Origin of the sequence: Streptomyces sp. GbtcB6, assembly GCF_019091475.1 — a bacterium.
GTDB lineage: Bacteria > Actinomycetota > Actinomycetes > Streptomycetales > Streptomycetaceae > Streptomyces > Streptomyces hyaluromycini.
On record NZ_JAGXJL010000075.1, the window covers coordinates 16,024 to 38,399 of the forward strand.

Sequence of the window (22,376 nt, forward strand, 5' to 3'; positions counted from 1 at the left end):
CCGTCACCGTCACAGGCTGAGCACGAGCCCGTTCACGGTGGCCGCCAGCGCGCTCGGGCGGAGCCCGCCGGGTTCGCGCAGGCTGACCGCGATGCCCAGGCTGTGCGTGCCGGGCGGCAGGCCGGGCAACGGCAGCCGGATGACGGGGTGTCCGGCGACCACCACGCCCCGGCCTTCGGCCAGCATCCGCCGTCCGGCGCCGGTCAGGGTCTCGGTGACGGCCGCGTAGTACGCGAAACACTGCTCCGGGCCACCGGACGGCGGCAGTTCGACCGTGACGTCCAAGGCGAACGGCGCCCCCGCCCGTACGGTGCCGCCGTCCCCGACCGCCAGCCGGGGCTCGGCCGGGACGACGGTCGGCGGCGCGGGGCGGGCCCCGGGCTCGCCGCCTCCCGCCGCCTCCGGCTCCGGCTGTGCGTCGGCCTCCGGCGGGGCCGGCCGGCCCAGGACGCAGGCCAGCAGCGCCTGGGCGTCCCACTCGGGCCAGTGCCGGGTCTCCCCGGTGCGTACTCTGCGGATCTCCGTCGCGCGGACCCGGCCCCGGTCGAGCCGGACCCGCAGGACGAAGCTCTCGTACTCCTCCCCGTCGGCCGGCTCCGGCTCCGGCTCCAGCCCGGCTTCCGCCGCAGCGAGTTCAGCCGCGTTCTTGCGCCATCGCTCGGCCCGGCTCACGGACATGCCGTGCAGGTCGTGCACGGCGGCCAGCACCTCGTCCGTGGACGCGGCGGACAGTTCGGCGCAGGTACGTATCCCGGCGGCGGCCAGTCTGCGCGCGGTGGACGCGCCGACGCCGTCGATGCGGGTCAGCTCTTCGGTCACGGCTACTTGATGACCTCGATCACCGGCATCGTGGTGAACGCTCCGATGCTGTTGACACCGGGGAACTGGACCAGGGCCGAGACCTGGTAGAGCCCGGGCGCCAGCGTGTTGGCCGGCAGAGTCGCTTCGGTGTCGGAGCCGCTGTGCACCACCTGCGGAGGCGTCGGCAGCGATCCGGTGATCAACGGGCGGTCGACGGACCGCGTGACGTCGCTGGTGCCCGAGAGCGAGGCGAAGGCGTAGGTCACCCGGTACTGCACCGTGGTCGCCAGTGCCAGCGCGGACCCGCGTGCCTCGAAGGTCACGCTGACCGAGATCGGCAGGGAAGCGGTGAGTATCAGGCTGGACGGAACGGAGTCGTTGTCCTTCAGCTGGATGTCCCTGGCGTCGACTCCGAAGCCGGGTTGGTTGAGGTCGGGCTGTCCGGACATGCTGGTCTCCTCCTGCCACGTGAGCGGTCGGCTCGGTGGCGGAGTGCCACCGGCCATGGCACCGGTTATGCCGGACGCCGCTTAACGGCCTCGCCGGGCACCGCTTAATCGCGCGGCCCGGCGCGTTAAGCCACGCGTTAAGCGGCGCTCACACCGGAAGGTCGGCGCGGAGCCGGTCGTACAGTGCCGCCGTCTCGCGCTGTGGCGGTATGCCGAGTTCGGCCCGCAGGGCCTTGACGCAGGAGCGGAACTGGAGGATGGCCAGGTGGGGTTGACCGATCCGGCTCAGGCAGCGCATCAGGCGGCGGTGGGCGCTCTCCCGGCACGGGTCCAGCTCGACCAGCCGGCGGCAGAGCTCGGCGCAGGGGACGTACCGTCCGGTGGTGAAGTGCAGTTCACTGAGCCGGGCGAGGGCGTCGAGGTGGGCCAGGCGCAGCCGCTCCCGGTAGAGGGCGCTCCACTCCTCGTACGGGGATTCGGCGAGGAACTCGCCCCGGTAGAGGGCGAGCGCCTGCTCGTAGTCCGTCACCGCGACGGTCTTCTCGCCGCGGTCCTCCGCGTCCCGGGCGGTGCGCAGCCGCAGCTCGAACTCGTCGCAGTCCAGCCACAGGCCGAGGCCCGGGCAGAGCCGGTATGTGCCGCAGTTGAAGACGACCACGGGGTCACCGGTGGCGGTGCGCAGGGTCTGGCGCAGCTGGTGCAGTGCGACACCGAGGCTGTTGCGGGCGGCCTCGGGGGCGGAGTCCGGCCAGAAGGCGCCCATCAGGGCCTCCCGGTGCGGCCAGGGGTCGCGGTGGGTGGCCAGGAAGGCGAGCAGTGAGCGGGTGCGGTGGCCGTTCCAGCCCTCGGCGGGGACGCCGTCGACGCTGACGTTGAGCGAGCCGAGCAGGGCGATCGCCAGCTGTGGCGCGAGGTGCGCGGCAGGCCCGGCCGGGTCGGGGGACCGTTGCGGTTCCGGGGCGCGCCAGGTGTGGCGCAGCCGCCCCCACAGCCGGGGGCCGGGGTCGGTGTGGGCCGCGTCGTCCGATGTGTGCGGTGGGGTCCGGTCCGCGTCCGGCGCCCCGGCCTGCCGGAACCAGTCGGCGGCGGCCTCATGGTCCCCGGCCAGCAGGGCCAGGCGTCCCTGGCGCAGCTGGGCGGCCCGCAGGTGAGACGTCAGCCCCGCGGAGGCGGCCAGCATCGCCGCGGTACGGGCATGGGCGGCGGCGGTCGCCAGGTCGCCGGTGTCGGCGGCGGCGTCGCTCGCCCCCAGCAGCTCACGGCAGAGCCGGTCGTTCGGGACTCCGGGCAGCGGTGGTTGCAGCGGCGGCTGCGGCGCGGATGAGTTGCTGTGACCAGGCATGACGTCTCCCCCTGCGGTTCTGCCTGGCGTCCACTCAAGGGCGGTGGTTTGGGCGTGTCAATCCGCATTTCGGTGTAGCGACCGGCGGCGCCCGCAGGCCGTCGCGACCGAAATCCGCCCCGCGGCCGGACGACCTTCCCTAGCATGCCGAGCGAGCCCATCGACGAAGGGAGACCCGTGGCGGAGCAGCGCACCAGCGGCAGGCCACCGGCCCTGCGGCCCGCGGTGGAGTCGATGACCCTCCTGGCGGCCGCCGTCATCGTCCACGACAAGGAGAACAACCGGGTCGTCCTCCTCCAGCGCGGCCCGGGCGCCAAGTACGGGAACGGTCTGTGGGACCTTCCGGCCGGCAAGAGCGAGCCCGGCGAGCCCATCACCGGAACGGCCGTGCGTGAACTACGGGAGGAGACCGGGCTGGTCGTCGATCCGAAGTCGCTGCGCGTCGCCCACCTCATCCACGGCGCCTGGGGCGTCGAGGCGCCGGGCGGCTTCCTCACGGTCGTCTTCGCCACCCACGAGTGGACCGGCGAGCCGGTCAACGCCGAACCGGCCAAGCATGCGCAGGTCCGCTGGACCGGCACCGACGCCGTCCCGGAGGCCATCGTGCCGACGACGCGCACTGCCCTCGGCCACTATCTGGGCGACGGCACCCAACTCTCGATCGCCGGCTTCGGCGACGCCGGGTAGGCCTCACCGGGTCCGGGGTTCCGGGTGCGCGGGGTCGGGGGCTGCCGGGCCGCGGGCGCCGCCATGGCACGCGCTTCGGGCGGTCATCGGACATATGCGGCACACGCCACCATCTGTCTGCGGGAGAACGGGGCGCAGGGAATGGCGACAGGTGGGTTCCGGATCAGCCGGCGCCGAGGCCGTCGATCAAGCGGTTGAGGAAGCGGGTGAACGTGGCTTCGGGGGTGAGGGGGCGTCCGGGGGAGGAGAGGGCTTCGGCCAGCTCCGGGTGGTGGCCGTCCGTTGCGACAGGGGCCAGGTAGCGGGCTTCGGCCGCGGCCCGGTCGGGTGACCGTACGGCTGCGGCCTGCGCGATCTCGTAGGTGACGTGCCCTGCCACGAACGCAATGACATCACCCACGCACGACGTTCCGTCGAACCCGGTCTGGACACCGCCTTCCGGGAAGCCGCCGTTGTACTCGCGGATGATGAGGGCAATCTGGTGCAACCTCCCGGCCGAACGGCACGAAGTCGGCCGGGAGCCGGGGCTGGTGGTTCCGGCCGCTGACGGCAGCCCGTTGATCACGGATCACTACTTTACTCGCGCGGAGGGCGACTTCCCCACCCTTGTCGTGCGCTCGCCGTACGGCAGGGGCCTGCCGTGGTCGCCCATGTACGGCATGCTCTTCGCCGAACAGGGCTTCCACGTGGTCCTGCAGAGCTGCCGCGGCCCGCCGTGTCGTGGTCCTCGCTCTCGCGGGTCTGCTCGCGGTCATGGCCTCTGGGTGGCCCGGTGCACGAAAGCGGGCGGCAGGTTCGCCCACACCGTCTTCGAGCGTTCCAACCGGTCGAAACGGCGGGCCAGTTCGGCGGTAAGTTGACGGGCGGGCGGGGTCCAGGCCGCGTGCAGGTAGGCGAAGGTGGTGAACCGGCCGCCGGGCGCGAGGACTTCGGTCACGGCATCCAGGATGTGCCCGCGCTGGTTCTGCGGCATGACCGTCCACGGCAGCCCGGAGACCACCGCGTCGACCGGTTCACCCACCGCGGCGGCCAGTTCTGCCGCCGACCCCTGCACCACGGTCAGCCGTTTGTCGCGCCGGGTGGCCGTCAGCCGGCCGGCGAGCACCGGGTTGAGTTCGACGGCGACGAGCCGTGCGTCGGAGGCGAGCCGGGCGAGGATCGCGTCGGTGAACACCCCGGTCCCCGGGCCGAGCTCGGCAACGGTGCGGGCCTGCTCCAGGCCGATGCCCTCGGTCATCGCGTACGCCAGTCGTCGTGAACTGGGCGCCACAGCACCGGTCATGAGGGGCCGTCTGAGGAACTCGGTGGTGATCGACATGGCGGCCATGGTGGAAACGCCCTGGGTGGCCGCACGTCGTATCCCCGGCCGGTGTCCGTACGACTGCGGGAGGACCCCGTGACGCCCGCCAGGACGATGCCGGGGAGCGGGCCCCGGCCGTAGCGTGAGGCGGTGCAACGGCTGATGGAGACCCTGCCCCGCCTGCGGCGCGGACATCCGTGGCTGACGGACCTGCTGCTGGTCGTGCTGGTTGCCGTGCCCCCGGTGATCCGCCCCCAGCCGGGCTGGCGGCCCGTCTGGGTACAGACGGGCGCGTACGCCGCCCTGGTGCTGCCTCTGTTGTGGCGCCGCCGTCGGCCGGTGCTGGTCGCGGCCCTGGTGACGGCCGGGTTCTGGGTGCAGTTTCTCGGGCAGGTGTGGGGACAGGAACCGGGACGCGGCGCCGTCGCCCTGGCCGCGGTCCTGGCCACCCTCACGGTGCGCGGCCTGCGCCGGGCCGCCGCGGCGACGGTGATCTGTGCCGCCGGCTGCGTTGTGCTGTGGATTCCCGCCTGGCAGCGGGACTACGGGGGCCCAGGTGCCCGCGGTGCCTGGCTCACCCCGCTCGCCGTGGGACTCCTGCTGGCCGGGGCCTGGGTGTTCGGCGAGTACGTCCGGGCCCGGCGCGCCTATATCGCCGAGTTCGAGCGGCGGGTCGCGCTCGCCGAGTCGGAGCGCGTCGCCCTGGCCCGGGTCGCCGTCGCCGAGGAGCGGGCGCGCATCGCCCGCGAGATCCACGACGTCCTCGCACACAGCGTGAGCGTGATGGTGCTGAACGCCGAGGGCGGCAGGCTGATGCGGCACGCCGACCCCACGGTCGTCGACCGCACCCTCGGTGTCATCAGCGCCACCGGCCGCGAGGCCCTGGACGAACTGCGTCGGCTGCTGGAGGTGCTGCGCACCCCCGACGCGGACGCCCCAGCCGGCGGCCCCGGAGCCGGACCCGGACCCGATAACGGTGGGGCCGGCGAGTCCCTCGCGGCCGATCTGCGGCGGCTGGTCGGGCGCCTCAACACGAACGGCACGCGCGCCTGGCTGGACCTTTGCGGAGAGCCAGGCGGCCTTCCGGCGGACGTCACCGCGCAGACGTACCGCATCGTGCAGGAGGCGCTCACCAACATCGTCAAGCACGCACCGCCGAACGCCACGGTCCACGTACGGGTCGACACCGGTACCGAGGGGCCCGGACGGCTGGTCCGCGTCCGGGTGGAGAACTCGGCCGAAGCCGGAGCGGGAGCCGTCCCGGAGCACCCCGCCCCACTGCTCTCCTGCGGTCACGGGCTCACCGGCATGCGCGAACGCACCGCCCTGTACGGCGGGAGCGTCGACGCCGCACCCACACCCGACGGGGGCTACCGGGTCACCGCCACCCTGCGCCCCACCGAGCCCGAGCCCACCACGGCGGCCCCATGACCGGCCAGAGCCCGTCATCGTCCCGGGTGCTGATCTGCGACGACCAGGAACTGATCCGGATGGGACTGCGCATGGTCGTCGACAGCCAGCCCGATCTCACCGTGGTGGGCGAGGCCGCCGACGGCGACGCGGCGATCGCGGGCGTGGCCGCCCTGGAGCCGGACCTCGTCCTGATGGACGTACGCATGCCCGGTCTGGACGGACTCGCCGCGACCGAACACCTCTGCGCGCAGCCCCATGGGCCCCGCATCCTCGTCGTCACCACCTTCGACCTCGACGAGTACGCCTACGCGGCCCTGCGGGCCGGCGCGAACGGCTTTCTCGTCAAGGACGCCCCCGCCGAGGAGATCCTGGTGACCGTCCGCGCGGTGCTGCGGGGCGAGGTCATGGTGGCGCCCTCGCTCACCCGGCGCCTGGTCGAACGCTTCGTCCTGCAATCCCCCACGTCCGCGCCCGCCCAGCGCAGCCGCCTGGCCGCACTCACCGAGCGGGAACGGGACGTCCTCGCCCTGGTCGCCCGGGGAATGGCCAACGGCGAGATCGCCGACCGCCTCTTCGTCGGGGAGACGACCGTCAAGACCCACCTCGGCCGCATCCTGACCAAACTCGGCCTCCGCGACCGTATCCACGCAGTGATCTTCGCCTACGAGAGCGGGCTGGTACGGGCCGGGGACTGACTGCCCGGCAGACCGCCCGCGGCTGAGACCGGGGTTCGCGAACGGCCGGAACCGTTCGTCGACCGGCGGCCACTGCGAGGGTCCATTGCGGCGAACTTCGGTGGTGGTACCAAGCCGTCCGTGCGCTGTCGACTTCCGCCGGGCGTCCCTACTTCGCGCCTGGGGCCAGCAGCCGCCGGATGCGCTCGTACTCGGCCGCCATCTCCGGTGTGGCGAGGAAGTCGTCGAGATCCGCGGACACCTCCTGGTCGATGTCCTCGATGGAACGGATGGCGAGTTCGTAGAGCTCGCGGCGCCGGTTCTGCTCCAGGTAGCTCTGCCAGTGCGCCAACGCGCTGATGACGATGAGGACTCCGGAGTCCAGACCGTCCTCGACCAGGATGCCGTCATAGATCGTCGCGAGCTCGTCGTGCAGCTCGGCGGCGCTGAGCGTCAGAACGTTCGCGCACGCGGTGGCCAGTGCCGCCCGGGCCTCTTCCGAGAGTTCGTCCTCGGCCACATCGCGCAGCAGCTCCGGCCGCACCAGACGGGTGACCGTCTCCTCTCCGAAGGCACGAACACCGCCCTCGGTGGCTCCGACGATCAGCCGGAGGATGTCCGCCTCAAGTTCGCTGTAATCCACGCCCGCAGCGTAAGCGCGGTGGGACCGAGATCCGCGCCAAAGGAGTGACGGGATGAGCCCGAGGCCCTGATGCGCTCGGATTCACCTGCGCCGACGACCGGCAGGGTCGCGTTCGGCGACGTGCCGGGCGAGAGGGCGACGCCGGGCCGCGCATACCGTTCCAGGGAGCGGGCAGAGGTGTGGCGGGAGCGGGCCGGCAGCATCGGCGTGGCCGTGCCGTCCTCGGCGTCGTGTGTCAGGGCACCGCGGCGTAGCGTGTTCTCCTCGAAGACCGGCTCCGCCGTTTCGAGCTGCTGCCTCGTTGCGGAGTGCGGGATGTTTGGCCGTTGGTGACCACGAGGGGCAGAGGGCGGCGGTCATCAGGGCGAGGGCCGCGGGGCCGGCGTCTGCGTCGGTGCCCCAGTCGGTCCAGAATCTGAAGCGGGCCGGGAGGGCATGCGCTGCCGGCAAGTGGCCGTCGCGCTGGGACTGGAGGCCATCCCGGCGAAGGTCGAGGGACTGCGATCGAAGGCGAAACGACTGGTGGAGCGAGGGTGAGCACTCCAGGTGCGGCCGGGAGTGTTCATCACGCTCGCGGTGCCGGCCGTCTGAAGCCGGCCGGGCGGCGGCCGGCCAGGCGACCGCTCATGAGCATGGTCATCGACCACAGCACCACGGTTTGTCCCTGTCCTTGCGGCCTCAATCAGGCCCCACGGAGCCAGGCGAGCGCCGCGCGGGAGGGTCTCGCCGGCTCGCGAACGGGGCTCGTACTCGCCCGCGGCGGATTCCCCTTCCCACGCGCAGGGGCTCCGCCGGGGCAAGGTCCGGGGAGAGTCACGTTCGCCCGGTTTGATCTCGGAATGCGGTGGGAGGTCAGGACAGCCTCGCCGGCATGAGCCATACGACCCGGACGCGGAGGACGTTCGGCTTCGCCGCCTCAGCGGGGCGGAGCGCGGATCCTTCCAGGACCGGGCGGCCCGTTCCGGTGTTGCCGATCGGGTTCACGCGTACGGTGTGCACCCGCGCCCCTGGCTGGCCTCATACCGAGAACTCGCGTATCACCGTGTTGCGGAACACCGCGCTGCCGCCGATCGTGAACAGTGCGAGCCGGGTGTCCAACAGGTACGGGAACACCTGGCTGGTGTGCGTGTAGCGGCCGTCGTCGACGAACATCTCCACCGACGTGCGGTCCACCAGGATGCGCAGCTTCACCGTGCCGGCGGACGGGTCGAACCGGGTGTGGCTCTCCTGCCACTTGCCGGACGTGTCGGCGTTCACCGTGTTGCGTCGGTTGAGGAAGGCGTAGTCGGCGTAGATCCCGGCATCGATGTGCCGACCGCCGTTGGGTGAGCGCCTCAGCTGGAGGCCGGCGCCGGTGAGTCGGGACCAGGTGATCTCGGTCGTCACCTCGTAGGAGATGCCGGTGTAGTCGAGCACCTTCGTGCCGTCCACGGTCACGTCGCCCAGGTTCACGGTGCGGGAGACATACGAGTCGAGGCCGGTGACGGGCTGGGAGGCGAGGTAGTAGGTGTTGTCGGACGCCTTCTTCAGGGTGATCTCGCGGACGATGGAGTCGGTGCCGTTGAAGCCGTCGCAGTCGATGGTGGGGGTGGTGTCGGCATAGTCCCAGTCGTTCACCCAGCCGATCGCGTAGCGGGCAGCCGCGTCCACCGCGCCGCTCGCGTCCCGCTTCTCGAAGGTGACGGCGCCGTACCAGTCCCAGCCGTGGTCGAGCCACTGCGGGTCACTCGCCTCGGCGGTGAACGCGCTGCCGTCGAAGGAACCCGTCCAGTAGGCGTACGTGTTGGGCAGCCCCGAGCTCTTCCCGTTGGCGCTCGCGCCGAGCACCCATTTCACGGTGCCGTCGGCGGCGGTGATGCGGAACAGGTCGGGGCACTCCAGGACGCCGATGCCGTCGTGGACGAAACCGTTCACGTACGTCCAGGACTTGAGGTCGTCGGAGTGGTAGAAGCCGATCTTGTCGTTCTCGGCGAGGGCCATCACCCATCGGCCCCGGTCCTCGTCGCGGATCACCTTGGGGTCGCGGAAGTCGGCGACGCCGGGGTTGGGCAGGACGGGGTCGGTCCCGTAGTTGGTGAAGGTGAGACCGCCGTCGGTCGAGTAGTACAGGAACTGCTCCTGGTGGTCGGTGCCGCCTCCGGGAGACATGGTGACGATGACGACCACCGCACCCGCACCGAATCCGGCCGTGTCGCCGGTGTCGACCACCGCCGAACCCGACCAGAGATCGCCGCCCGGCGTGGTGTCCTTGGGTACGGCGACCCCGCGGTCGGTGAAGGAGACCAGGTCCTCGGTGGTGGCCAGGCGCCACGCGGTGCCGACGGCGCCGGTGAAGTAGTCGGCGTTGTAGAGGTAGTAGTAGCGGTACTCGCCGCCGATCCAGACGGGCCGCTGCGGGTCGTTCTTCCACTGGTCGGGGACCGTGAAGTGGTACGCGGCGCGGTAACTCGCCCCGCCCACCGCGGAGTTGGTCCCGGTCGCGGCCGTGGCCGTTCCGGCGGGCAGCAGCGCGGCGGCGGTGCCCGCCACCGATCCCGCGAACAGTGATCTTCTGGAAATCCCCGAGGTTCCGGGCATGACACATCGTTCCTCTCGTGCGGCTCCTGCGAACGAGGACTGTAGACCTAACTCGATAAAGGTCAAGGGTCCTAACTCGTTAAAGGTCAGGCGTTCCCGACCCTTGACAGGTCCGCCGCCCGGTTCCCATCATCTGGGGCATCACCCCTGAACTAACACGAGTTAGGCCCGTTGATGACTGACTCGCACCTCCCCCGCCGCACGCTGCTGCGGTACGGCGCGTACGGCGCCGGAGCAGCCGCCCTGGCCGCGACCGCCGCGAACTGGGACCGGCTCACGGGAGCCGACATCCCCGGCCGTGACGACGGCTCCCTCGTCGTCGCCACCCTCGGCTCCGCCTTCGACCCGGCCACCGTCGACGCCCTCACCAAGGGCTTCCACCGGCTCCACCCCGACATCCCGCTGCGGGTGAACGCGGTGCAGGCCGTCGACTGGTCGGACTTCTTCGCGAAGATCCTCACCCAGATCGCCGCGGGCACCGCCCCCGACCTGGTGTATGTGGCCACCGAGGGCGTGCAGCTGTTCGCCCGGAAGCTCGGCGTGCCCCTGGACCGCTGGGTGCGGCGGGACGCGGCACAGCTGCGTGAGTACTTCGCCGACGTCCACCCCTCGCTGGTCGAGTCGATGATGTACGAGGGGAACCTCTACCAGCTGCCGATGGAGTTCAACGCCGCCGACATCTACCTCAACAAGCAGGTACTGAAACGGGCAGGCGCCGGGTTCCCGGCGGCCGACTGGACCCGCGACGACTTCACCGCGCTGCTGCGGGAGATGAAACGGGCCGGCGACGCGCACTTCACGCCGTACTTCTGGACCAACCGGCTGTGGGGCGGCGTGGTGCCCTGGCTCTTCGCGAACGGCACGAACCTGCTCAAGGAGTCGAAGGCGCCCGGCGGCTCCTGGCTGTGGGACACCTTCTACCCGACCGCCGACCGGCAGGGGCGCGGCGGGGGCTTCCGCTGGAGCACCCCGCAGGCCACCGCCGACCGGGTCGAGGAGGCGTACGACTATCTCGCCTCCCTCGTCCAGGAGAACCTGTGCACCCGGCCCGAGGGCGGCAACGGCAGCAATCTCGTCGGCGTGTTCTCCACCGGCCGCGTCGGCGTCACACCGGCCGGCGGCTTCTGGGCGGGCGGCCTGCAGCTGGCCGGCATGCGGGCCGCCGACTACGACGTGCAGTACTTCCCGCGCTGGCGTACCCAGCGCCACCAATTCGGCGCGGCGGGCTACGCGCTGCTGCGCACCTCGAAGAAGCAGGAAGCCGCCTGGGAGTTCATCAAATACGCGGCCCGCAAGGACACCATGACCCGGCTGTTCCAGAGCAACCAGACCACCCCGGCCCGGCGTTCGATGCTGAACGCCGCACGCTACGCCGCGAGCGGCCCGGCCCACTGGCAGGTCTTCTACGACACCCTCGACCGGTTTCCCGACACCGGCCCGATCCCCGCGCCGCCGCAGGTCGCCGAGGTGACCGACGTCCTGCTCAAGTACACCGGCACCGCGCTGGCCTCGCCGCGTGCGGTGGGTCCCGCGCTGCGCCGGATGCAGGGCGACCTGGAGCAGGCCATGGAGCGTGAGATATGACGAACACCGAGGTCCCGAACTCTCAGGTCCCGAACTCCCAGGTTCCGGCCGTACGTTCGCGGCCCGCCACACCACCACCCGCCGTCGCCGTACGGCCGTCCGTCCGCGACCGCGGCGCCCGGCTGCTGGCCACGCTGTTCCTGGCGCCCACGGTCGTCGGCATCGTCGTCTTCACGGTCGTGCCGATCATCGGGTCCATCGTGCTGAGCCTGTTCCACTGGAACGTGATCGACCCGCCCCGTTTCGCCGGCGGCGCCAACTACCGCACGACCTTCACGGACTCGACCGTCCTGGTCTCCTTCCGCAACACGCTCCTCTTCATGGTCCTCGCGGTCGCGCTGCAACTGCTGATCGCGCTGTCGCTGGCGCTCGTGCTGAACGGGCGGATGCCGGGGTGGCTGCGGTCGCTGTTCCGTTCGGCGTTCTTCTTCCCGCTGGTGCTGTCCGCCGCGTCGATCTCGGTGGTGATGAAGTACCTGTTCAACCAGGACTTCGGGGTGGTGAACTGGCTGATCGGCCTGGTCGGCGTCGCACCCGTGCCCTGGCTGACCTCGGAGCACGCGGCGATGGCCACGGTGATCCTGGTCTACGTCTGGCAGCAGTTCGGTTTCTCGTTCCTGCTGTTCGTCGGCGGTCTGAACAACATCCCCAAGGAGATCCACGAGGCCGCCGCCCTCGACGGCGCGACCGGCCTGCGCAAGCACCTCGGCATCACGCTGCCGCTGCTGTCGCCGACGCTGCTCGTCGCGTCGGTGGTCGGCATCATCAACGCCCTGCAGGTCTTCGAACAGCCCTACGTCCTCACCGACGGCGGACCCGGCGACGCCACCCGCACCGTGGTGATGGTGATCTACGAGAGGGCCTTCGAGCAGCTCGACTTCGGCGAGGCATCCGCGGTGGGCGTGCTGCTCTTCGCGCTGATCATGGCGGTCACCGCCCTCCAGTTCCGGCTCAGCCGGCGTTTCGTCCACTACCAGTGAGCCGGTGAGCCGCATGAGCCAAGCAACCCCGACCCTCAGCCGCGTACGTTACTCACTCGCCCCCTGGGCCCGGATCGCCGGACTGACCGTGTGTGCCCTGCTGACTCTGGGCCCGGTCATCTGGACCGTCTCCACTTCCCTGCGCACTCCGGCCCAGTCTTTCGACCTACCCCCGCAGATCATCCCGACGCACCCGACGGCCGCGGCCTACCACGGGGTCGTCCAGCAGATCGACGTGTGGCTGCTCGCCCTGAACTCCACGCTGGTGACAGCACTGGTCGCCGTCGGCCAGATGATCACGGCGGGCTTGGCCGGATACGCCTTCGCGCGCCTGGAGTTCCGTCTCAAGAAGCCGCTCTTCGGCCTGGTCCTGGCGACCATGATGGTGCCGTTGCAGGTCACCATCGTGCCGGTGTTCCTGGTGCTGAAGTCGATGGGCCTCACCGACACGCTCCTCGGCCTGATCATCCCGGCGTTCCCGACGGCCTTCGGCACGTTCCTGATGCGCCAGTACTTCCTCGGTATGCCCAAGGACCTGGGCGAGGCGGCCATGCTGGACGGCGCGGGGCCCTGGCGGATCTTCCGCTCGGTGTACGCGCCGCTGGCCACACCCGGCCTGGCGATCGTCGGCGTACTGGCCTTCAACTACCACTGGAACGAGTTCTTCCGCCCGCTGATCCTGGAGACCTCCAGCCAGAACTACACGCTTCCGCTGGGTCTGGTCTCCCTGCAGGGCAACCTCGGCACCGGGTCGATCTCGGTGGTCCTGGCCGGGGTCGTGCTCTCGATGCTCCCCGCCCTCGCTGTGTTCGTCGTCGGCCAGCGCCCTCTGCGCGAGGGCATCACCTCGGCAGGAGTCAACCGTTGAGCCATGACCCCAACGCGCCGCGTTTCAGGGTCCGTCCGCCCGCCGGCTGGATCAACGACCCCAATGGGCCGTTCCGTTGGCGGGACCGCTACCACCTCTTCTACCAGCACAACCCCGACGCACCGGTGCACGCGAACGTCCACTGGGGTCATGCCTCCAGCGCCGACCTCGCGCACTGGGAGCACCATCCGATCGCGCTCACCCCGACGCCCGGCGGCCCCGACGAGGCCGGCTGCTGGTCGGGCTGCGTGACCGACGATGCCGGCACACCGACCGCCGTATACACGGGAGTTGACCGCACCCACACCGGACTCGGCACCATCTGCCTGGCGCGGGCGGCGGACCCGGACGACGAGCGGCTGACCGAGTGGAAGCCGCTGTCGACGCCGGTGGTGGCAGGTCCGCCGCCGGGACTGGACGTGGTGATGTTCCGCGACCCGTTCGTCTTCCGCCACGCGGACCGGCACTGGGCCCTCGTCGGGGCCGGGCACGCCGACGGCACGCCGTCGGTCCTGCTCTACGACTGCGACGACCTGACCGACTGGCGGTTCGCCGGTGTGCTGCTGGACGGCAAGGACCCGGTGGCCGCGGGCGTGTTCGGCGACAAGTCGGTGGGCTGGGAGTGCCCGCACCTGTACCGGACAGCAGGCGGCGACCACGTGCTTCTGGTGTCCCTGTGGGACGGAGATCCCTGCTCCACTGGGTACCTGACCGGCCGTCTGGAAGCCGATGGCCGACGCGCGTTGAGGTTCGTACCGCGCGCCGGCGGCCGGCTCGACCAGGGGCGGGACTTCTACGCTCCCGCCGTGCTCCAGGAGCCGGACCGCGCACTGCTGTGGGGCTGGTCGTGGGAGGCCCGCCCGCAGGAGGAGACGCAGCGGGCCGGATGGGCAGGCGTACTCACCGCGCCACGGGTCGTCGACATCCACCCCGACGGTTCACTGCGGGTGAGTCCGGCCCCGGAACTCGACCTGCTGCGCCCGGCCGAGCCGTTCGTCACCGCGCGGGGCCGGGTTCCGCTTCCCCACACGTACGACCTGACGGTCACCGCCTGCGGACCGACCACGGTGAGCCTGCTCCGGGGCGCGGCGGGCCGGGAGCTGACCGTCCGGGCGGACCCTGCCTCGGGGACCGTCGTCCTCGACCGCAGCGCCTGGCCCCGGACCGGCAGGGAAGGCTCCGCCCCGATCACCGTGCACGTGCCGAAGGGGCCGGAACTCGCGCTCCGGCTGCTCGTCGACGGCTCACTCCTCGAACTCTTCGTCGCGGAACGGGCCATGGTCACCGAGCGCGTCTACCGGCGCCTCGGCGACATCGCCGAGCTGGTCGTCGACGGGCCGGGTGCCCGGGTCACCGGGTGGGCGCCGGACCCACGGAGGCGCGGCTGACCACAGGACAGGCCAGGCGCCGGACGGTCGCGGGCGGCGTACGGCCGGCTTCGATGGCGTCCAGGAGCAGCCGGGCCGCCGCCTCGCCCATCGCCCGGTGCGGCAGCGCGACCGAGGTGAGCGGCGGTGTGAGGAACGCGGCCATGTGCTCCTGGTCGTCGTAACCGACCACCGACAGATCGGCGGGCACGTCGATCCCGAGCCGGGTCGCGGCGTGCAGGACACCCGCCGCGACCCGGTCGTTGTAGCACAGGACGCCAGTGGGGCGACGGCCCGGCTCGACCCCGTCGAGCAGGCGCAGCGCGCCCGCGTAGCCCGCGGAGATCTCCCCGCCGCCGCGCACGATCCACTCCTTGGGCACGGTGACGCCCTCGGCGCGCAGCGCGTCCCGGAAGCCGCGGGTACGTTCCGCCGAGGCGATGTCGTCCAGACCGCCGATCACGGCGAGCCGGCGGTGGCCCGCACCGAGCAGCAGCCGGGCCGCGGTACGGCCACCGGCGCGCTCGGCAGGGACCACGGCGGGCAGGGAGTCGTCCTCGGGCAGGCAGTTGGCCAGCACGGAGTGGGTGCGGTGCAGGCCCTCGGGGACGCGGACCCGGCGCAGTGACATGGCCGCGTAGATGATGCCGTCCACGCGCCGGTCGAGCAGTTCCGCGACGGCCGCGTCCTCCTTGGCCGGGTCACCGCCGGAGTCGACGGTGAGGACGAGATGGTCGCTGTCCCAGGCGGTCTCCATGGCGCCGCGCAGCAGCCGGCCGGCGAACGGCGAGGACGCGATCTCATCGGTGACCAGCCCGATCACGGCCGTACGGCGACGGCGCAGACCGCGGGCCACCGGGTCGGGGCGGTAGCCCAGCCGGGCCGCGGCCTGCCGGATGCGTTCCTGGGTGGCGGGCGAGAGGTTGCCCTCGGCTCGGCCGTTGAACACGAAGGACACCGCGGTGTGCGACACACCGGCGAGCCGGGCGACGTCCCGCGACGTCGGGCGCCCGGTGCCCGTGCTCCTGCTCTCCTCGGCACCACCCACGCCGTCCGCCGCCCTCGCCCAGCCCGTCCCTGTCGATCACCGTCCACCCTATCCGCGGGGAGCGCCAGGGCACACGGGAGATCCTCAGGGCGCCGCGACGTGGGCGTCCGATGTGATCACCGGATTCCCCGGAGGGCGGGGACCGCTTCGGACTGGGCGTAAGCACGTCATCCGCCGGCGATGCCGACCCACCGGCCCGGTGGAGGGTAGCGCGGGCCGGACCGCGCAAGCCGCTCACGACGACCGGGCTGTGGTGGCGGACCTGACTGGCGCCCTCGCTGAAGGTGACGTCCTTGGTCCGGTGGACGGTGTTCTCGATGGCCCGGTGCGCGCGTGCCCGGGCCGCGGTCTTCTTCGCGGTGGCCTGCTCGGCGCGCAGACCGGTGACAGCGCAGGCGGTCTCGGCCTGCCGCTCCTTCTCGCCGATGCGGCGGCGCTTGCGGCGGATGCGCACCACCTGGCGGGCATGCAGGAAGCGCAGTCTGCCGACGGTGACGATCTTGACTTCGCGGATCTCTTCCCAGCCCTCCCGCGTTCGCGGTAACAGTCCAGAACGGGGACATGACTCCAGGGCAGCGGGCTCAACTGTCGTGCCAGGGACGGCTGGTTGTTCTTCTCCGCCAACAGGTAGCGCGCGCTCGGCGGTCTTCAACGAGGTAGCCGGCCCCGGTCCGGCACCAACCAAGTGGGCTGCGGCCTCAAGGACTGCCACACCTGCACTGACGACTTCCCTGATCAATTGCAAAGTCGCAGGTCAGAGCATTGGTGGCAGCCCAGGCGGACCAGGCAGACACAACGCTTCGTTGAAGCGGGCAGGCGAAGCCACCATACGGAGCGGATGCGGATCCACGCTCGGGCAGGTTGGCCGCCACCGCCCGCCTTCGCATCGCTGCGGGGGAGGTCGGACGAGTTGGATGCTATTGACCTTTTCGCCCATGTTCCGAACATCCTGTTGCCGAGCTGCTCTCCGCGGGCTGACGGCAAGGCCGGCGAGCTGCTGTCAGATCGGGCTCGACACCCGGCTCACCGGGCGATCCGGTAACGGTGTTCGGGGCGGCCGGTGGCGCCGTAGCGGAGTTCGAGCCGAACCATGCCCTCCCGTACGAGGTAGGAGAGATACCGCTGGGCCGTGGCGCGGGAGACGCCGGTGAGCTCAGCGGCCTGGGCTGCGGACAGGGGGTCGTGGGCAGTGCGCAGGACCTGGTGCAGGAGGGCGAGGGTGGGTGCGGAGTGCCCCTTGGCAGGGACGCGGGGGACGGCCGGTGGCCGGGCGGCGCTGAAGAGGGCGTCCACGTCGGCCTGGTCGGTGCGTGGGGCGAGGCCCAACGCGGCTACTCGGTGCTGGAGTTCGCGGTAGGCGGTGAGCCGTTCGGCCAGGTCGGCGGAGCCGAACGGCTTGACCAGGTAGCCCACGGCGCCGAGCTTCATGGCGGTCCTTACCGAGGTGATGTCCCGGTCGGCGGTGATCATGATGACGTCGGGGCGGGCGCCGCCCTCGTCCGAGCTGAGCCGCCGCAGCACGTCGAGTCCGCTGCCGTCGGGCAGGAAGACGTCGAGCAGCAGCAGGTCGGGCTGGAGGGTGCGCACCGCGTCCAGCGTCTCGGCCACGGTCGCCGCCCGGCCGACCACCTCGAAGTCCTCGATGCGGGACGCGTAGTCACAGTGGATGTGACTGACCCGGAAGTCGTCGTCCACCACCAGGGTCCGGATCATCCGCGGTCACCTCCGGTCGTCGAGGCCGTCGTGAACTGTGCGTCGCGTGGCACGGGAGTGGCGTCCGGCAGGGGCAGTACGACGGTGAAGACCGCGCCCGGCCCCTCGCTGACCGTGATCGTCCCGCCGTGCCGCTGGGTCAGCCGGTGGACGAGGGCCAGGCCCAGCCCGCGCCGGGCGGTGCCCCGGTCGGGCCGGGTCGACCAGCCGTCCTCGAAGATCGACTCGGTGGTGCCCGGCGGAATCCCCGGGCCGCTGTCGGCGACCCGCACCATCACCAGGTCGACGGCCTCGACCAGCGAGAGCAGCACCTCCCGGCCACCCGCCGGGGGCGGTCCGCCGGAGGCCGCGTCGATCGCGTTGTCCAGCAGGTTGCCGACGATGGTCAGCAGCCGGCGCAGATGCGGCGGGTCCTCGCCGAGCGCGGAGTCCTCACTGAGCACCATCCGTACCCCTCGTTCCGCGGCCACCGTGGTCTTGGCGACGATCAGCCCCACGAGCAGCGCGTTGCCGATCCGTTCGCGTACGGACTCGGTCAGCGCCTGGTCGGCGCCGGCCGACTCCACGGCGTACTCGAAGGCGGCGTCGTGGTCGCCGATGTCCAGCAGCCCGGCCACGGTGTGCATGCGGTTGGTGAACTCGTGCTGCTGGGCGCGCAGGGCGTCGGTCAGCCCGCGCACCGAGTCCAGTTCGCGCAGCAGTCCGATCAGCTCGGTGCGGTCGCGCACGGTGACCACCGCGCCCAGTTCGCGGCCGTGCAGCGTCACCGGCATCCGGTTGACCACCAGGCAGTGGTCGTCGGTCAGCACGTTGAGGTCGGTGCCGGTCAGGGTGCCGTCCAGGGCGCGGCGCAGCCGCCCGTCGGGCAGCACCTCGTCGAGCCGGCTGCCGAGCGCCGTGCCGAGGCCGAGCAGGGTGCGGGCTTCGTCGTTGACCACGGTGATCCGGCCGTCGGGAGCGAAGGCGAGCACGCCCTCCCGGATGCCGTGGAGCATGGCCTCGCGATCCTGGAACAGTCCGGCGATCTCCTCCAGTTCCAGCCCGAAGGTCGACCGCTTCAGCCGCCTGGCCAGCAGGAACGCGGCAGCCGAGCCGAGTGCGACGGCGATCGCGCTGTACAGGCCGAAGGTGGGCAGTTCCCGCCACAGCTCGCCGAGCACATCGTGTTCCGGGATGCCGGCCGAGACCTCGCCGACCAGCTTGCCCGTGGGCCCGTACAGCGGCGCCTTGCCGTTGGCGGACCGCCCGGTCGCGCCTTGGTCGGAGCCGACGTGGGGACGGCCGTCGAGGACCACGATCGGATCGCCCACCGGCTCGCCGATCAGCGCCGGGTCGGGGTGCGAGTGGCGGACGCCTCGTAGGTCGATCACGACCACGTACGACGCCCCCGACGCCTTCCGTATGCGTTCGGCGACCGTCTGCACGACGTCGCCGCCACCGCCGTACTCCATGGTGTGCCGGATCTGCGGGTCGGCGGCCGTGGTCTGCGCGATGTCCAGCGCCCGCTGCTCGTAGGCACGGTCGATCTCGGCCCGTTGGGCGAACGCGAACAGGACGAAGCCGATGGCTCCGGTGAGGGCCAGGATGGCGAGCTGGTTGGCCAGGATCCGCGCGGAGAGCCTCCCCTTCCCGCCGCGGCCGATCCGGATTCGGAGGGGCATCACAGGTGCCTTCGCCCTTGTCGTACGGCCGGGCCCGGCCCCTTCGCCGTACCCGTGGTGGCGTGATTGTGTCCCACCGCGGACATTCTGCCCACCCCCCGAACCGCTGAGCAGAATGCGCAGAACCCCTGTTAACACGACTAACGCGGGATACGTCTGAAACAGCGACGTAACACCGCGCGGCCTCTAGCGTCTGCCTTCCTCGACCTCCGAGGACCTCCGAGAGGGGAAGGAGACAGCATCAGATGGCTTCGCGAAACGACGTCGCGACGGGCCCCGTCGCCGAGACGACCGGCCAGGACAGCGCCCGAGTCGAGATCTCAGGGCTCACCAAACGCTTTCTGACTCCCGCGGGTGAGGTGTTCACGGCACTCCAGGACGTCTCGTTCACCGTGGAGCCGGGCCAGTTCTGCGCGGTGGTCGGCCCGACCGGCTGCGGCAAGTCGACGACACTGAGCATGGTGTCCGGGCTCGACCGGCCCAGCGAGGGCTCGGTCAAAGTCGGCGGCCGTGAGGTGGACGGCGTCACCGACGGCGTCAGCTTCATGTTCCAGACCGATGCCCTGCTGCCCTGGAAGACGGTCCTCGGCAACGTCCTGATGGGCCCCGTCTTCCGCAGGGTGCCCAAGCAGCAGGCCCACGCCTCGGCACGCGACTGGCTGCGCCGGGTGGGCCTGACGGGGTTCGAGGACCGCTACCCGCACCAGCTCTCCGGCGGCATGCGCAAGCGCGTGGCGATGGCCGCGGCACTGATCAACGAACCCAAGATCCTGATCATGGACGAGCCGTTCGGCGCCCTGGACGTGCAGACCAAGGCGATCATGTCGACCGAACTCCTCGGCCTGTGGGAGCAGATCCGTCCGTCGGTCATCTTCATCACCCACGACCTCGACGAGGCCGTGGCGCTCGCCGACCGGGTCGTCGTCATGACGTCCAGCCCCGGCTCGGTCAAGGCGGTCTTCGACATAGACCTGCCGCGCCCGCGCGGCGCGGTCCAGGAGATCCGCTTCCAGCCCCGCTTCATCGAACTCCAGCACCAGATCTGGGACTGCCTGCGTGAAGAGGTGGAGCGCGCCTACGCACGCACCGCAGGAGGTACGGCATGAGTACGACGTCCGCTGTTTCCACCACCCCGGCCGCGAACGGCTCCCAGGTCTCGGCCGCGGCCGCCGCCAGGAGCGCCGTCCGGCGGCGTACCGCGCTGGTGTGGGCGGGGCGCATCGGGCTCGCGGTCTTCGTTCTGGGTGGCTGGCAGGCTTTCACCGCCTGGGGGATCGTCGACCCGTTCTTCTTCGGGCAGCCGTCCGGCATCGCCAAGCGGCTGGTCGACCTCTTCCGGCACGGCACCGAGTTCGGGTCCTTCTACTCGAACATCTGGACAACGATCCAGGAGGCGCTCGTCGGCTTCGTCCTCGGGGCCGTCACGGGAGTGGTCTTCGGCGTCGCGCTCGGCCAGAGCCGCTTCCTCGCCGACGTGCTCGGCCCCTACATCAAGATGGTCAACGCGATCCCGCGGATCGTCCTCGGCTCGATCTTCATCGTCGCGTTCGGCATCGGCGTGCTGCCGAAGATCCTGCTCGCCGCGGTGCTGGTGTTCTTCATCGTCTTCTTCAACGCCTTCCAGGGCGTCCGCGAGGTCGACCGCAACATCCTCGCCAACACCAGGGTCCTCGGCGCCTCGCAGCTGCAGATCATCCGGCACGTCACCGTGCCCTCCGCACTCACCTGGATCATCGCCAGCCTGCACAGCGCCTTCGGCTTCGCCATCGTCGGCGCGCTGGTCGGCGAGGTGCTCGGCGCGCAGAGCGGCCTCGGCCTGGTCATCAAGACCGCGCAGAACAACTTCGACCCCAACGGCGTGTTCGCCACGATGCTCGTGATCTCGGTCATCGTGCTCGGCGCCGAGTGGCTGATCGGCAAGCTCGAACACCGGCTGCTGTCCTGGCGCCCGCCGGCCCCGACCGAGGCGAACTCCCTCTGACACCGCCGCAGTTATCCCCTCTTCATCTCAACACCCTCAGCGAAGGAATGTGATCAGCCATGTCCAGACGACCCGTCGCCGTCGCCGCGTCCGTCCTCACCGTTCTCGCCCTCGGCGCCACCAGCGCCTGTTCCGGCAACTCGTCGGCCTCGACCGGCGGTTCGGGCTCCACGCCGACCGTCAAGCTCATGGCCGGCGGTCTCGACAAGCAGATCTACCTGCCCTACCAGCTCGCCCAGCAGCTCGGCTTCTACAAGAAGTACGGCGTCGACGTGCAGTTGAGCACCGAGCAGGACGGCGGCGTGGGCGCCGAGGAGGCCATGGCCTCGGGTCAGGTGGACATGGCGGGCGCCTGGTACAACCACACGATCGAGTTCCAGGCGAAGGGCAAGGCCGTCGAGGACGTCGTGCAGCTCTCCGGCGCGCCGGGCGAGCGCGAGATGTGCACCGCCAAGTCGGGCGTCCACTCGGCCGCCGACTTCAAGGGAAAGACTCTCGGCGTCACCGACCTGGGGTCGGGCACCGACACCCTCACCCAGTTCCTGGCCGCCAAGCAGGGCGTCAAGACCAGCCAGTTCCACCGGATCGGGGTCGGCGCGGGCTCCACCGCCATCGCCGCGCTGCAGAACGGCAAGGTCGACTGCGTGATGACGACGCAGCCGACGGTGGCCGCGATCCAGAAGAAGGGCGTCGGTACGTCCGCGATCGACCTGGCCACCACCTCCGGCGCCACGGCGGCGATGGGCGGTGCCTATCCCGCCGCCAGTGTGCTCGCCCGCACCGACTGGGTGAACGCGCACAAGGACACGGTGCAGAAGGTCGTCGACGCGCTCGTCGCCACCATGCACTGGATCAACACGCACAGCGCGGCCGACATCGCGAACAAGCTGCCGGCGTCGTTCGTGTCCAACCAGCTGGTGACCAAGGCCGACTACATCGCGGCCCTGAACGAGGACAAGGGCCAGTTCCTCCCGGACGGTCTCATGCCGGCCGGCGGTCCGAAGACCTCGCTGGCGACGGAGAAGCTGGTCGGCAACGTGAAGGGGTCGGTGGACCTGAGCAAGACGTTCACCAATGACTTCGCCGTCCAGGCCAACAAGACCGAGGGCTTCAAGACCACCACGACCCCGGCCGGGCCGAACGGCTGAGCCCGCTCCATGCCCGAGGCCGCCCAGCTGATTGCCAGTTGGGCGGCCGTCCGGCTTCCCGAGCGCCTGGTTCAGCCGACCGGGAGCACGGCGGTGTGCTCCGCGCGGACGGCCTGCAGGGAGCGGGGGTCGAGGCCGAG

Annotated in this window: 21 protein-coding genes and 2 pseudogenes; 12 read left to right on the forward strand and 11 right to left on the reverse strand. The window is 71.0% G+C overall.

The genetic code is table 11. From position 1 onward, the window contains the following. Positions 1-9 precede the first annotated feature (9 nt). From KVT45_RS50045 to KVT45_RS50055, 3 genes are all read right to left on the reverse strand, one after another. Complete coding sequence (locus KVT45_RS50045) at positions 10-819, reverse strand: helix-hairpin-helix domain-containing protein (protein WP_217560903.1); 810 nt, start codon at positions 817-819, stop codon at positions 10-12. 2 nt (positions 820-821) lie between these two features. Continuing rightward, the gene (locus KVT45_RS50050) at positions 822-1,250 is read right to left on the reverse strand and encodes a hypothetical protein (RefSeq protein WP_217560905.1); all 429 of its coding nucleotides are present in this window, start codon (positions 1,248-1,250) and stop codon (positions 822-824) included. 148 nt (positions 1,251-1,398) lie between these two features. Next, on the reverse strand, positions 1,399-2,592 hold the full coding sequence (locus tag KVT45_RS50055; protein ID WP_217560907.1) for a BTAD domain-containing putative transcriptional regulator: 1,194 nt from the start codon (positions 2,590-2,592) through the stop codon (positions 1,399-1,401). Between the two features lie 144 nt (positions 2,593-2,736). Here KVT45_RS50055 and KVT45_RS50060 point away from each other — a divergent pair, with 144 nt between their 5' ends. Continuing rightward, positions 2,737-3,279, forward strand: a complete 543-nt coding sequence (locus KVT45_RS50060; protein WP_217560909.1) for an NUDIX domain-containing protein — start codon at positions 2,737-2,739, stop codon at positions 3,277-3,279. A 163-nt stretch (positions 3,280-3,442) separates the two neighbouring features. Here the strand turns inward: KVT45_RS50060 and KVT45_RS50065 are convergent. Further along, positions 3,443-3,670, reverse strand: a pseudogene (locus KVT45_RS50065) (TetR/AcrR family transcriptional regulator); the annotation flags it as partial. Positions 3,671-3,746: 76 nt separating this feature from the next. Between KVT45_RS50065 and KVT45_RS57220 the strand changes: the two are divergent. Then, a pseudogene (locus KVT45_RS57220) lies at positions 3,747-3,989 on the forward strand (CocE/NonD family hydrolase); the annotation flags it as partial. Positions 3,990-4,030: 41 nt separating this feature from the next. Here the strand turns inward: KVT45_RS57220 and KVT45_RS50070 are convergent. Next, positions 4,031-4,597, reverse strand: coding sequence for a class I SAM-dependent methyltransferase (locus tag KVT45_RS50070; RefSeq protein WP_254648521.1), 567 nt, complete (start codon positions 4,595-4,597; stop codon positions 4,031-4,033). Between the two features lie 132 nt (positions 4,598-4,729). On the opposite strand from KVT45_RS50070, the gene KVT45_RS50075 reads away from it, so the two are divergent. Both KVT45_RS50075 and KVT45_RS50080 read left to right on the forward strand, forming a co-directional pair. Continuing rightward, positions 4,730-6,010 (forward strand): histidine kinase, encoded by a 1,281-nt coding sequence (locus tag KVT45_RS50075; protein WP_217560913.1) that lies wholly within the window; start codon positions 4,730-4,732, stop codon positions 6,008-6,010. Next, entirely contained in the window at positions 6,007-6,687 is a 681-nt protein-coding gene (locus KVT45_RS50080) for a response regulator transcription factor (RefSeq protein WP_217560915.1), read from the forward strand. The genes KVT45_RS50075 and KVT45_RS50080 overlap by 4 nt, the downstream gene beginning before the upstream one ends. A gap of 148 nt (positions 6,688-6,835) precedes the next feature. Here the strand turns inward: KVT45_RS50080 and KVT45_RS50085 are convergent, their stop codons facing one another. From KVT45_RS50085 to KVT45_RS50095, 3 genes are all read right to left on the reverse strand, one after another. Next, positions 6,836-7,309 carry a hypothetical protein gene (locus KVT45_RS50085; RefSeq protein WP_217560917.1) on the reverse strand — a complete coding sequence of 158 codons (474 nt, stop codon included), beginning with the start codon at positions 7,307-7,309 and terminating at the stop codon, positions 6,836-6,838. A gap of 852 nt (positions 7,310-8,161) precedes the next feature. Next, positions 8,162-8,308 (reverse strand): hypothetical protein, encoded by a 147-nt coding sequence (locus KVT45_RS50090; protein WP_217560919.1) that lies wholly within the window; start codon positions 8,306-8,308, stop codon positions 8,162-8,164. A gap of 18 nt (positions 8,309-8,326) precedes the next feature. Further along, the gene (locus KVT45_RS50095; protein WP_217560921.1) at positions 8,327-9,886 is read right to left on the reverse strand and encodes a GH32 C-terminal domain-containing protein; all 1,560 of its coding nucleotides are present in this window, start codon (positions 9,884-9,886) and stop codon (positions 8,327-8,329) included. Between the two features lie 174 nt (positions 9,887-10,060). On the opposite strand from KVT45_RS50095, the gene KVT45_RS50100 reads away from it, so the two are divergent. From KVT45_RS50100 to KVT45_RS50115, 4 genes are read left to right on the forward strand one after another with little or no spacing between them, the layout of a single operon-like run. Further along, a complete protein-coding gene (locus KVT45_RS50100; RefSeq protein WP_217560923.1) occupies positions 10,061-11,470 on the forward strand; it encodes an extracellular solute-binding protein in 1,410 nt (469 codons plus the stop codon). Next, entirely contained in the window at positions 11,467-12,450 is a 984-nt protein-coding gene (locus tag KVT45_RS50105; protein WP_217560925.1) for a carbohydrate ABC transporter permease, read from the forward strand. Before KVT45_RS50100 ends, KVT45_RS50105 begins: the two co-directional genes overlap by 4 nt. 13 nt (positions 12,451-12,463) lie before the next feature. Next, complete coding sequence (locus KVT45_RS50110) at positions 12,464-13,318, forward strand: carbohydrate ABC transporter permease (RefSeq protein WP_217560927.1); 855 nt, start codon at positions 12,464-12,466, stop codon at positions 13,316-13,318. Continuing rightward, positions 13,315-14,706 (forward strand): glycoside hydrolase family 32 protein, encoded by a 1,392-nt coding sequence (locus tag KVT45_RS50115; RefSeq protein ID WP_217560929.1) that lies wholly within the window; start codon positions 13,315-13,317, stop codon positions 14,704-14,706. The genes KVT45_RS50110 and KVT45_RS50115 overlap by 4 nt, the downstream gene beginning before the upstream one ends. On the opposite strand, the gene KVT45_RS50120 is transcribed toward KVT45_RS50115, so the two are convergent. Continuing rightward, complete coding sequence (locus KVT45_RS50120) at positions 14,669-15,733, reverse strand: LacI family DNA-binding transcriptional regulator (protein WP_217560931.1); 1,065 nt, start codon at positions 15,731-15,733, stop codon at positions 14,669-14,671. The genes KVT45_RS50115 and KVT45_RS50120 overlap by 38 nt on opposite strands. Before the next feature lie 301 nt (positions 15,734-16,034). Between KVT45_RS50120 and KVT45_RS50125 the strand changes: the two genes are divergently transcribed. Continuing rightward, positions 16,035-16,277, forward strand: a complete 243-nt coding sequence (locus KVT45_RS50125; RefSeq protein WP_217560933.1) for a hypothetical protein — start codon at positions 16,035-16,037, stop codon at positions 16,275-16,277. A 479-nt stretch (positions 16,278-16,756) separates the two neighbouring features. Here KVT45_RS50125 and KVT45_RS50130 read toward each other — a convergent pair whose 3' ends face one another. Further along, on the reverse strand, positions 16,757-17,446 hold the full coding sequence (locus KVT45_RS50130) for a response regulator (RefSeq protein ID WP_217560935.1): 690 nt from the start codon (positions 17,444-17,446) through the stop codon (positions 16,757-16,759). After that, entirely contained in the window at positions 17,443-19,107 is a 1,665-nt protein-coding gene (locus KVT45_RS50135) for a sensor histidine kinase (RefSeq protein WP_217560937.1), read from the reverse strand. The genes KVT45_RS50130 and KVT45_RS50135 overlap by 4 nt, the downstream gene beginning before the upstream one ends. A gap of 245 nt (positions 19,108-19,352) precedes the next feature. Between KVT45_RS50135 and KVT45_RS50140 the strand changes: the two genes are divergently transcribed. The 3 genes from KVT45_RS50140 to KVT45_RS50150 are packed head-to-tail and all read left to right on the forward strand — an operon-like array spanning position 19,353 to position 22,236. Further along, positions 19,353-20,213: an ABC transporter ATP-binding protein gene (locus tag KVT45_RS50140; protein WP_217560939.1), complete on the forward strand. Its 861-nt coding sequence runs from the start codon at positions 19,353-19,355 to the stop codon at positions 20,211-20,213. Further along, positions 20,210-21,088 (forward strand): ABC transporter permease, encoded by an 879-nt coding sequence (locus KVT45_RS50145; RefSeq protein WP_217560941.1) that lies wholly within the window; start codon positions 20,210-20,212, stop codon positions 21,086-21,088. Before KVT45_RS50140 ends, KVT45_RS50145 begins: the two co-directional genes overlap by 4 nt. Before the next feature lie 59 nt (positions 21,089-21,147). After that, positions 21,148-22,236, forward strand: a complete 1,089-nt coding sequence (locus KVT45_RS50150; RefSeq protein ID WP_217560944.1) for an ABC transporter substrate-binding protein — start codon at positions 21,148-21,150, stop codon at positions 22,234-22,236. Positions 22,237-22,376: the final 140 nt, after the last annotated feature.